Genomic DNA, 10,588 nt, shown 5'->3' on the forward strand with positions numbered 1-10,588 from the left:
ATGAAAAGGAAGAATTAGTCGCTTAAATTATACATAAACGTGTCCGGATTCTTGACTCAGATCCAAACTAGTTAAGTGTACTTTTAAATTATCTGAGTAGCAAGAAAATAGTTGTAACGTACATAAATGTAAGGAAAACGTAATCTATCTTGTCGTATCTTATTGTAATACAATAAAACAATTCATACGGTAAAAAAACTCAATCGAGTGATATCCCTTACAAGATCCACCAGTCTGATTATTCTGGCCTAGTCTAAGCCATCATTTCGGGCCAAGTGAGCTGCTTAGTCTTTTGACTGGTAATCTGGAGCTTAAGCTACTTAAAAGGAGTTGATCAAATAATTAATCCAGAATCGTTATTTTATGCGTATTAAGCGCTTATTTTTAACTGAAATTAACTGTGATCTAGCTGTTGCTCAATCTAAAATAGCATCGGCCGCAGCGCTGCCACCAAGATGTTCGTGCCAACCTTCAGCTTTAAATTGTGAATAAAGGATTGTAGCTTGCTGGCGATAACGATGCTCAACGGATTCTAAATTGTCTTGCTGTGCAATCTCATTTTCTGAAACATTCGTCAAGGATCACTAGTTCACAATTTTGATATAGCTTGAGCACTTTCTATAAGTTCCTTGTGCTTGCACTAGTTCTAATTCGACCAATAAATCTGGTAAGTAAATATAACGAACTTTATAGTCTAATTGGCAAGCATTATACTCTAATGCACATGCTAAGTAGCTTTTTCCTGAGCTCGTAGCGCCAGTGAAAATAATATTTTTGGATTCATTAATATAATGATTGCTGACTAGATGCAAAAACACTTTTTATAACTCTGAGCCGTTGCCGGCGTTCACATTGCCATTATTCTATCAAATGTCTGCTGATTCATTTTTGATCATCTTTTCTGTAATAATCGTTTCCGCGTAAAATTGCATGTGTTTGATTACCTTTAGTCGGAGGTCGCTGTACTTGTAATGTTGTTCAACCGTATAACTTTCAAGCAGTTGTTGAGCTACTTTGGCTACGTTCGGACCAATTTCTTGTGTCCAATTGATGAAACGTTGTGCGTCTCACTCAGTCGCTTGACGATGGTTAGCATATGATCTTTATTTGTTGCGTATTGGTCTGGTTGAACAATCAAACGTTAATGTAAACGGGTTCTGATTTGTTGAAAAAGTTTTCAATAAGATGTTGGGTGATTCTGACATTGACCTTATGCTTGGAGTCTTCGTAAGGAACGGAATATTACATTTTATACACGAAAATATGATAATTATATTGGACTGCAGCAATTTTCCAGCCAACCATATTCATAACAATTTACTGGCAATAGTTGTAATTGTGATTGCTCTTCCAATTAGGAATATTTCAGTCTGTGACCAGCATCTTTTTGAAATACTTTATCATTAAATTTTTTTAGTAATGCTTTAACAGCTAAGTTAGCCTCGTAAACTGTATGGAAACTTCTATGGCGTAAGCGTGCCAGTATATTGGTAAAGACCTTACCGATGATTCCTTTTATACTAACATTCATCTTACGTGTTCTAACCTTTACAGAAAGCATGACCGTATCATAGTAGTTGGCTGATTTATGATAGTGTTCATTTAATATGATCTCATCATGACGTGGATTTAGTCACGCCAGTTTTCTTGTTTTATATAGCTATATTGGCTATAAGGTGAGGTTGCAACGAATAAATATACCGTAGTTATTTCACCAGTATCGGCACTAATACTATTGATTACTTGGCCGGCCAAATCAACTTCAATTTTCGCACCACGTTAATGTTCAAAATAAGTAGTTGCTTTGTTGGTTTCCAGATAACAATTAAAGTAGACGCAAAATTGGGCATATTGTAATGGTAGTTTATCAGTCAGCTGATAGTGGTGGACATACTCTTTCAAGAGTAGCTTTTGGTTACACTCTTTTGCATAGTCCAGTAGCTAACAAAGTGCTGCCATATTTGAAATGTAGCTTTCTTATTTTTAAAAAAATAATTCGACTAATTCAGACTCAGTCAGGAACTTGATCTCCGTCCCACTGCAGTCAAAGTATTGACCGTTTTAGTGGCTGTGTTTCGTGAGCCTCCCATTGAACAAATGACTCAGATTCACATATACTCGGCTCGCCTAGAAGTGAAATTGTCGGATTTGCTAAATAAGAATAATCGCCTATCCGCTTTCCATGACTTTAACGTTGTTTTTCTTGGTGAATTGGTGATGAAATTACACGGAGAGTGGTAGTGTGCCGTGCATCTTATCGTCTACGACACTGTGGTACTTCAATCATTAGGACTTTCTAGGCTGGCTTTCAAGTCTAACCTAGAGAGCTTTTTGTGTTGAGTTATATTAAGTTGCTCAACAATCGGTTCAAGTAAGGAATATGTGAAGTAATAGAGTGTGGTTTAGAACGTTAAAAATGTAACTTGGAACATAAATTTATATATTTGAGTTTGGTGAACTATATTTTTTATGGAATAGGAGATGAGCAAAGTGAAAGAAGTTGTAGTAACCGGTATAGGAATTATCACACCAATGGGAATTGGTAAAGAACAATTTTGGCAAAATGATTTCGCTGGAAAATCATATGTAAAATATAATAAAGAAATGAAAGAATTGGGTTTAAAATCGCATGTGTCTTGTCAGATTGAGAACTTTTTGGTTAGTGATTTTTTGTCAGGAGAAGATTTGGCTTGTGTTAAAAGCCAAGCAAGATTTACCCAATTTGCTTTAATTGCAGCAAATGAAGCAGTAGAAGATTCAAAAATTATTGAAAGTGGTATCAATGGAGAAAATGTAGGAACTGTATTAAGTTCAGCAATTGGTGGCACTCCTGAAATTCAAAAAGTTTATGAAAGCATAAGTGGAGATGGGCTGAAGGATATAGAGTATAAGCCTGTGGGAGATCAATTTTACAACCATGGTATGTTCAATTATCCAGCAACCGTTATAGCACATAAATTTGGTTTTACTAATGTGTGCATGTCGTTATCAACAGGATGTACAGCTGGTCTGGACGCTGTAGGAGAGGCAACTTCACTAATTAAAAATGGAGATGCAAAGATTATATTGGCCGGAGCCGCGGAAGCCCCCTTATCTTCATTAACTTATTCAACTCTGGATGCAATTGGGGCTTTATCCCAGTGGTCTGGTGCTCCAGATGCTGCTTCTAGACCCTTTGATAAAAAGAGAAAAGGATTTGTTATTAGTGAAGGAGCTTGTATTTTGGTGCTAGAGGAAAAGGAGCATGCATTACTTAGAAAAGCACATATCTATGCCGAAATTGAATCCTATGCTTCTCATAATAATGCACACCATATGACAGATTTGAAGAACAGTGATGCTCTAGAAAAAACACTGGAAGATGTCCTTGAAACTGCCAGATTGGACCAGAATGATATTAACTATATTAATGCACATGGAAGCTCTACCATGCAAAACGATTTATGTGAGAGTATTGCAATTAAAAATGTATTTAATAAGAGCTACAAAACAATTCCAGTTAGTTCAACAAAATCTATGATGGGTCATCCTTTAGCTTCAGCGAGTCTAATTGCGTTGACTAGTGTATTAGGCGCAATAAAGTATTCTAAAATACCTGGCAATATCAATTTGGACTATCCAGATCTAGATTGTGATATAAACCTACCGAAACAACCATTAAATAGAACAATTAATCATGCTCTTATAATGGCAAGTGGTTTTGGAGGAATACATTCTGCCTGTATTGTGAAGAAGGTCAAAGGAGATAAAAAATGAACAAACGAGTAGTGATTACTGGAATGGGAACAGTTAATCCTTTAGGAAATAGTGTCCAAAATTTTTGGGGTAATCTAGTAAGTGGTCATGTAGGAATAGAGGATATTTCAAGATTTGAAGTAGAAAATGGCCTACTTAAGATTGCTGGACAAATTCATAATTTAAGTGATGATTTGATTTCAAAGAGAATTCGTAGAAAAATTGATACTTTCATTAAATATGCCTTAGTCTCTTCAAACGAAGCGATCAATGATAGCGGAATTCATATCTCAGAGGATAATGCCTATGAGATAGGAGTATTTGTTGGTAATAATTCTGGTGGGTGGGATATTTCCGAAAGAGGATTTAAGGAATTATATCAATCTGGCGCAGATATGGTAAACCCATGGCAGGCCACAGCATGGTTTCCAGCAGCTCCTCAAGGTTATATTTCAATCATAAATAATATTAAAGGGTTCTCAAAAAGCTTTGTTGCAGATAAATCAAGCGGAGCGATGGCAATCAAATTTGGTGCACGTTCTATAGAGGATGGTAAGAATGTAGTGGCAATTTGTGGTGGAACAGAGGCACCTATTACAAAGCTTGCTACTGTTTGTTATGCACAAACTGGAGAGTTCCATCGCGGAAGAGATTTTTCGAATGGCTGCAAGCCGTTTGCAACTAATAATCATGGTACTGTTTTAGGTGAGGGTAGCACTTTTCTTGTTCTAGAGGAGTTGGAACATGCTTTGAAAAGAAATGCGCATATCTATGCTGAACTTATTGATTCAAAGACAACAACAGACATAGCTAACTCATCTATGCAGTATGAACGCTGTATCAAAGATTTAATGGTTAGTAATGAAATTGATGTTGATAAAATTGATGTTATTTTGCCGGAAGGAAATAGTTCATCTACTGCTGATTCAATAGAAGCTGCAATTATAAGAAAACTATTTAAGGAAAATGATGTAACAGTACCAAAAGCACAATTTGGGCACTTATATGGCGCAAGCACTCCTACGGATATTCTAAGTGCACTGCTTTATATGGAGAACGACATCATAACACATACAGTTGGAAATTATAGGACTCTAAATGATATTAAACTCGTAAAAGAAAATAAAAATAAAAAAGTAAAAAATGCATTGATTATTAGTAGATCAAGAGAAGGTGTAAACGTATCGTTATTACTCAAGAAGTGGACAAGTTGCAACGAAAGGGGGTGAAGTAAATGACTGATATTAAAGAGTTCTTGAAAAAGAGTCTAAATCAAATTGGCATTGATGATAACGAAATTTCTGAAAGTTCAAAATTAAAAAATGATTTCGAATTAGACTCGACAGAAATGGTTGATTTTGTTTTATCAATTAAAAAGGAATATGGTATTTCTTTAAATCTTGCAAAAAATGATGATTTTAGTTTTCAACAGATTGCAAAAATGATTGACAATGAATTAAAAAAATAAAATAAAGAGGGATTATTAGATGAGTAAACAAATCGAGGCATATTATAAACATAGCTATGCAAATGAGAAACCGGTAGAACATGAATGGACAGCTGGAACTGCTAACCCAGAATTAGTCAATTTAGTCTATGATCAGACTATTAAAGAAGGTTCTAATATTTTAGAGATTGGTTGTGGACTTGGTGCTGAATCAGTATTTTTGGCTGTTCGTGGAATGAATATGACTTCCGTTGATATTTCACAAGATGCTATTAATACTGCTGAGAGTATTGCTAAAGCATATCAAGTAGATGTGGATTGGCGTGTTGGCGATATCCTGAAAATGGAATTACCCGAGCATAGTTTTGACGTGATTACGGATCAGGGATGTTTTCATCATCTAACAGATGAAGAACGCCCACTATACTTGCAGCAAATTAAAAAGTTTTTAAAACCCGGTGGTATGTTCTTACTCCGCTGTTTTTCCGATAAGATTCCTGGTGGTCCACAACCAAGACGCATTACTAGTGATGAATTACTTCAAACTTTTTATCCAGAATTAAAACTGGAACATATGGAATTAGTGCTTTCATTTTCAACTGATCAACGACAATATCCTCAAGGGTGGTATACGATTTGGTATAACCGTGATTAAAGGTCTAGGTATAGATGTTCAATCGATTGATCGAACTAGTAAATTAATTGATAAATATGGCGAACTTTTAATAAATAAAGTGTATACAAAACTAGAATGGGAGCAAGCAAATGCTGCCATTCTTTTGCCCAAAAGTAAATTATTTGCATTAATGTTTTCTTTCAAAGAATCGGCTGTAAAGGCTATAGGTAGCGGATTTAATGGATTTGAATTTTATGAAGTTGAAATCACGGGTAATATTTTCCAACCCAAAATTTATTTTAGGTCGAATGTTTATAATAAATATGAAAGAGAAAAAATAAAAAAGATTCATTCCAATGGAACCACTACGGAAAGTATCGTTTTTACTCAAGTAATATTGGAGGGGTAATCAATTGGATTCGTTTACTTTCATTAATGAATTTGTGTATAAATGTTTGTTAGATCATGATCCTGATAAAATAGCAATCAAATCAAATAAAGGATCCTATACGTATTCTGAATTAAAAAATAATATTATCGATGCCGCTATTTCCTTACGAAAAAAAGGATTTAAGCAAGGAGATAAAATATGTTTGTTACTGGAAGACTCTCCAGAATATATATTTATTTTTTGGGGGGCCTTACTTGGAGGTATGGTTCCGGTCTTACTAAACGTCAATAACAAAGTATCGGACATTCAGTATATTACTGAAGATTGTGACGCAAAAGTAATAATTTATGAGAATTCAACGGAAAAGTTATATAAGAATGTAGAATTAATTCATGTTATTGGAGAGAATATTCGAAGCTTCTTTGAGAATAAGGAAGCTTTGAGCATAGAAAATATATATCAAGCAGATGTTGATAAGTTATTTATTTTATATACATCTGGTAGTACAGGAAGGCCTAAAGGCGTTCCACATACAATTGAAGATATGGAGTACTGTGCTAAACAATACCAGAAGACAGAGTTATCTTTTAAAAATACAGATTTAATTTATTCTGTGTCTAAGATCCCTTTTGCATTTGGTTTTAGTAATACAATGTACTTACCTTTTTATGCTGACTCTACAGTATATGTATCAAACAAAAATGAAATCTTTTCAATTATAGATATTGTGTTGAAGAATAGACCTAGTATATTGTTAGCTGTTCCAACTGTGTTTAATAACCTATTAAGAATTTTGGATAATAGATATGATGAATTTGAAAATATTCGTCTTACCATATCCTGTGGTGAAGTTTTACCTAAAAACGTAGGTAAACAATGGTATAAGAGATTTGGTACTCAATTACTTGAAGGCATGGGTACAACTGAATTTTTATATACTTTTTTAATAAATACCCCCCAAAATAACCGTCTTGGTAGCACAGGTAAGCCAATACCAGGGTATGAAGTAAGAGTTGTGGATGATAAATTAAAAGATTTACCGATAAATACTGTAGGTCAATTATTCGTAAAAGGGAATAGTTTGATGGGTTCGTATGTCAGCAAGGATAGTATTGATAACTCTCTTTTAATTGAAGGAGGAATGTTGACAGGTGACAATTTTTGCAAAGATGCAGATGGATATTTTTGGTATCAAGGCAGGTCGTTAGATACATTTAAGATTAATGGAACTTGGGTGCGTTCTGAAGATATAGAAAATGAGCTTTTAAAAAAGATCGGTATTTTGGATGTGGCTGTAGCTGGCGTTACAAACAATAATGAGACTACTAAGTTAATCGCTTACCTTGTTATAGATCATGATTTCAATCTGCATAATGTAAAAAGAGATTTAAGAAATAATTTACCGCATTATATGGTTCCAGGAATATTCTATGAAGTGAATAAAATTCCTAAAGGAATAACCGGTAAAATACAAAGGAATTCCTTGAATGAAGGCATTCTAAAAAAAATTGAATAGAGGAACTGAACTTGAAATACTTTAAAACAGATCCAAATAAGGCCAAAGTAATTAGAACTCCCTACGGAATTGTACAATCATTAATATCAAAAAAAGAAATTAACAATTTAAATATTGGAATGGGTTACTCTGAAATGAATCCAGGTGCGATTCAACAGGTTGTTCATGATTATAGTCAAGAAATGGTATATGTTCTATCTGGCGAGGGAGTTGTCAATATAGGTTCAGAAGGAAGTATTGAAATTTATAAAGGAGATGCCTTTTTCATAAATAAAGGAGTGGAACATAGTATTGAGAACACTGGATCTAGTCAACTTAAAGTGATCTACTTTGCAGCACCTTTGGCACCTTCACCGACATTGGGACATAGATATATTTGAAAGGGGATACTTATAAAATGAAAAATATTATAGAAGAATATCCAGAAGTTGCTAAAGCTTTCTTTGCACTAACACAAACTTTAACTGAAACGGCTGCCCTACCCAATCAAGAAAAGGAGTTAATTTTGATTGGGATGTTTACAGCTAGTGGGGGACTGCATGGGTTAACAACGCATACTCAAAGATTCTTAAAAGCGGGAGGCAACGCTCAACTTGCTTTGAAGACCATTTTATTAGCAATTCCAGTAGTTGGTATTACGAAAGTAACATTAAGTTTCAACACAGTCAAGGAAATTATTGGGGAGTATGCTAATGAAAATTATTGATTTGAGTGTTCCTATTAAAAATAGTAGCTCTGAACCAATGAAATTGACGCATACACGTATCGAACACAAAGAAGGTGCGTTACAGGTATCAAAAAAAGCCGGTATATCAGTGGATAGTTTTCCAAATAATGAGTTCATATCGCTTGATACTTTTAAATTAGCTACTCATATGGGAACTCATGTAGATTCTCCCTTTCATTTTGGAAGTAAGTTTCAAGGAGAAGAAGCTCGTACTATTGATAAGGTTCCATTAGATTGGTTTTATTCTCCAGGTGTAAAACTAGATTTCACAAACTTTCCGCGAAAGAAAAATATCACGGCGTCTGATATAAAAGAGGTAATCAAAAAAGAAAAAGTCCAAATTAATGTGGGAGATATTGTTTTAATTTGGACTGACATGGATAAATTATGGGGAAGTCAAGAGTATTTTACTGATGGTCCAGGAATGTCGTATGAAGCTACAAATTATTTAATTAATTTAGGAGTAAAGGTAATGGGTATTGATTCGTATGGATTTGACAGGTCTTTCCCAGTAATGTTGAGTGAATTCAAAAGAACAAAAGACAGATCAGTATTATGGCCATCACATTTTATTGGTCGCGATAAAGAATATGTTCATATTGAAAGACTAACTAATCTTGATTTACTACCAAACACAGGTTTTACTGTAATTGCTTTGCCATTAAAGCTAGTTGATGGAGATGCGAGTTGGATTAGAGCAATTGCTGTTGAAGGAGAAAAATAAAGAAAATGGTTAAAATTTCACACACAGTTGAAGTTCCGTTACCGATTGAAATTGTATTTGCTATTACAAACAATATTAGTTTATGGCCGACTCTGTTTTCAGAGTATTCAAAAGTTGATATTCTAGAGCAAAAGAAACATTTTGTGAAATTTAAATTATATTGGCAAAATGAAAATGGTGAAATCAGTTCTTGGATATCAGAAAGAAAAAGTTTAGAAAATGAATATAGAGTTTTAGGAGAACGCGTTGATGCTTTATATCCGTTCAAGTTCATGAAAATAGACTGGAAATACAATCAGATAGGAAATAATACTAGCATGACATGGTCACAAGAGTTCGATGCTGCAGAGGATACTGATATTTCTGTTGAAGATATGAAAGATCATCTTCAGATTCAAATCATTCAAGAAATGAGGGTGGTTAGTCGAAATGTGCTTAAATATTACAAAAATTCTAGAAAAAAAAAGTATGGAAAGTGAAGGTCTTCTAGTTAATGCATATTCTAATATCAGTAAGATAGATACAGATTCAACGCTTGTATTTATTCATGGTGCTGGAGAGAATCCAGATTGTTGGTTTGAGGTAATTCGGTCATTGATTAACAAAGTTAGTATCATTGTTCTGGAACGACCTGGATATGGTCTTTCCCAAGAAAATCCCATTGATAATATTGAATTAACAAAATTCGTATTAGAAAAAGCTGTTGAAAGTTACCGGATTAAAAGAAAATACATTTTAGTAGGACATTCTTTGGGAGGTTATATTTCACTTCTTATTCAAAAAAAATTAAATATTCAGGGTAGAATACTTATTTCATCTTTTTGTCGATTTAAATTATTGAATATAGATTTAGAACAAAAAGACATATTGAATAATATAAAACGTGGTTTTTCAAAATATACTAATAAAAACATTATTGATAATTTTTTTAAAAACATTATTGGTAAAAAAGAAAGCATTATTTGTGACTATCATATGACTGAAAATTTAAAGATTCCTGATGTATTAAAAGCAATAAAGTCACCATGTCTTTCTGTACATGCAGCAGAAGATCATGTTGTTTCAAGTAGGCAGTCAAAATTATTAGAAAAAGTTTTAAAGGGAACTTTAACGATCGAAGTTGAACAAGCCGGACATAATGTGATACTTGAAAGACCAAAATATATAGCTGATATAATTGCTTCTTTTCTAGTGGGTGGGGGAGGCTTAAGACATGGCTGAAAAAGTTGGAATAGTTTTTTGTGGACAAGGTACACAAAAAATTGGGCTTGGTAAAAATCTTCTAATCAACAATAGATCTGATAATAATCTTCTAGAGATAGCTAACAAAAATGTTGAATATGATTTACAAGAAATAATGTATTCTGGATTGAAGTCAATATTTGAGACAGGTTTTAAGAGACATTCAGAACCGCGTTTACCTTCCACAGCT

The 10,588-nt window shown here is 33.9% G+C and carries 13 protein-coding genes and 1 pseudogene; 12 read left to right on the forward strand and 2 right to left on the reverse strand.

Annotation, left to right across the window (positions count from 1 at the left end; genetic code table 11):
- Nucleotides 1–416: 416 nt before the first annotated feature.
- Both EKM67_RS09790 and EKM67_RS11015 read right to left on the reverse strand, forming a co-directional pair.
- Nucleotides 417–578 carry an ATP-binding protein gene (locus tag EKM67_RS09790; RefSeq protein ID WP_125552333.1) on the reverse strand — a complete coding sequence of 54 codons (162 nt, stop codon included), beginning with the start codon at nucleotides 576–578 and terminating at the stop codon, nucleotides 417–419.
- 6 nt (nucleotides 579–584) lie between these two features.
- On the reverse strand, nucleotides 585–818 hold the full coding sequence (locus tag EKM67_RS11015; RefSeq protein ID WP_125552332.1) for an ATP-binding protein: 234 nt from the start codon (nucleotides 816–818) through the stop codon (nucleotides 585–587).
- Nucleotides 819–2,490: 1,672 nt separating this feature from the next.
- Here EKM67_RS11015 and EKM67_RS09800 point away from each other — a divergent pair.
- The 12 genes and pseudogenes from EKM67_RS09800 to EKM67_RS10800 all read left to right on the forward strand — a co-directional run.
- Nucleotides 2,491–3,756, forward strand: a complete 1,266-nt coding sequence (locus EKM67_RS09800) for a beta-ketoacyl-[acyl-carrier-protein] synthase family protein (protein WP_225417367.1) — start codon at nucleotides 2,491–2,493, stop codon at nucleotides 3,754–3,756.
- A complete protein-coding gene (locus EKM67_RS09805; protein WP_125578831.1) occupies nucleotides 3,753–4,964 on the forward strand; it encodes a beta-ketoacyl-[acyl-carrier-protein] synthase family protein in 1,212 nt (403 codons plus the stop codon). Before EKM67_RS09800 ends, EKM67_RS09805 begins: the two co-directional genes overlap by 4 nt.
- Before the next feature lie 5 nt (nucleotides 4,965–4,969).
- Nucleotides 4,970–5,203, forward strand: coding sequence for an acyl carrier protein (locus EKM67_RS09810; RefSeq protein ID WP_125578832.1), 234 nt, complete (start codon nucleotides 4,970–4,972; stop codon nucleotides 5,201–5,203).
- A 19-nt stretch (nucleotides 5,204–5,222) separates the two neighbouring features.
- Nucleotides 5,223–5,837, forward strand: a complete 615-nt coding sequence (locus tag EKM67_RS09815) for a class I SAM-dependent methyltransferase (protein ID WP_125578833.1) — start codon at nucleotides 5,223–5,225, stop codon at nucleotides 5,835–5,837.
- Complete coding sequence (locus tag EKM67_RS09820; protein WP_164506639.1) at nucleotides 5,830–6,207, forward strand: 4'-phosphopantetheinyl transferase superfamily protein; 378 nt, start codon at nucleotides 5,830–5,832, stop codon at nucleotides 6,205–6,207. Before EKM67_RS09815 ends, EKM67_RS09820 begins: the two co-directional genes overlap by 8 nt.
- Nucleotides 6,208–6,211: 4 nt before the next feature.
- Nucleotides 6,212–7,705 carry an AMP-binding protein gene (locus tag EKM67_RS09825; RefSeq protein WP_125578835.1) on the forward strand — a complete coding sequence of 498 codons (1,494 nt, stop codon included), beginning with the start codon at nucleotides 6,212–6,214 and terminating at the stop codon, nucleotides 7,703–7,705.
- Nucleotides 7,706–7,716: 11 nt separating this feature from the next.
- Nucleotides 7,717–8,085: a cupin domain-containing protein gene (locus tag EKM67_RS09830; protein WP_164506640.1), complete on the forward strand. Its 369-nt coding sequence runs from the start codon at nucleotides 7,717–7,719 to the stop codon at nucleotides 8,083–8,085.
- 17 nt (nucleotides 8,086–8,102) lie between these two features.
- Nucleotides 8,103–8,411, forward strand: a complete 309-nt coding sequence (locus tag EKM67_RS09835; protein ID WP_125578837.1) for a carboxymuconolactone decarboxylase family protein — start codon at nucleotides 8,103–8,105, stop codon at nucleotides 8,409–8,411.
- Nucleotides 8,398–9,156: a cyclase family protein gene (locus EKM67_RS09840; RefSeq protein WP_225417368.1), complete on the forward strand. Its 759-nt coding sequence runs from the start codon at nucleotides 8,398–8,400 to the stop codon at nucleotides 9,154–9,156. The genes EKM67_RS09835 and EKM67_RS09840 overlap by 14 nt, the downstream gene beginning before the upstream one ends.
- Before the next feature lie 5 nt (nucleotides 9,157–9,161).
- Nucleotides 9,162–9,635 (forward strand): SRPBCC family protein, encoded by a 474-nt coding sequence (locus tag EKM67_RS09845; RefSeq protein WP_125578839.1) that lies wholly within the window; start codon nucleotides 9,162–9,164, stop codon nucleotides 9,633–9,635.
- Nucleotides 9,586–10,377, forward strand: coding sequence for an alpha/beta fold hydrolase (locus tag EKM67_RS09850; protein WP_125578840.1), 792 nt, complete (start codon nucleotides 9,586–9,588; stop codon nucleotides 10,375–10,377). The genes EKM67_RS09845 and EKM67_RS09850 overlap by 50 nt, the downstream gene beginning before the upstream one ends.
- A pseudogene (locus tag EKM67_RS10800) lies at nucleotides 10,370–10,588 on the forward strand (hypothetical protein); the annotation flags it as partial. The gene EKM67_RS09850 and the pseudogene EKM67_RS10800, both read left to right, overlap by 8 nt.

Origin of the sequence: Lapidilactobacillus mulanensis (genome assembly GCF_003946215.1) — a bacterium.
GTDB lineage: Bacteria > Bacillota > Bacilli > Lactobacillales > Lactobacillaceae > Lapidilactobacillus > Lapidilactobacillus mulanensis.

Coding starts and splice junctions, on each gene's coding strand:
- EKM67_RS09845 (WP_125578839.1), top strand. CDS start 9,162: ATGGTTAAAATTTCACACACAGTTGAAGTTCCGTTACCGATTGAAATT.
- EKM67_RS09840 (WP_225417368.1), top strand. CDS start 8,398: ATGAAAATTATTGATTTGAGTGTTCCTATTAAAAATAGTAGCTCTGAA.
- EKM67_RS09805 (WP_125578831.1), top strand. CDS start 3,753: ATGAACAAACGAGTAGTGATTACTGGAATGGGAACAGTTAATCCTTTA.
- EKM67_RS09810 (WP_125578832.1), top strand. CDS start 4,970: ATGACTGATATTAAAGAGTTCTTGAAAAAGAGTCTAAATCAAATTGGC.
- EKM67_RS09850 (WP_125578840.1), top strand. CDS start 9,586: ATGTGCTTAAATATTACAAAAATTCTAGAAAAAAAAAGTATGGAAAGT.
- EKM67_RS09835 (WP_125578837.1), top strand. CDS start 8,103: ATGAAAAATATTATAGAAGAATATCCAGAAGTTGCTAAAGCTTTCTTT.
- EKM67_RS09815 (WP_125578833.1), top strand. CDS start 5,223: ATGAGTAAACAAATCGAGGCATATTATAAACATAGCTATGCAAATGAG.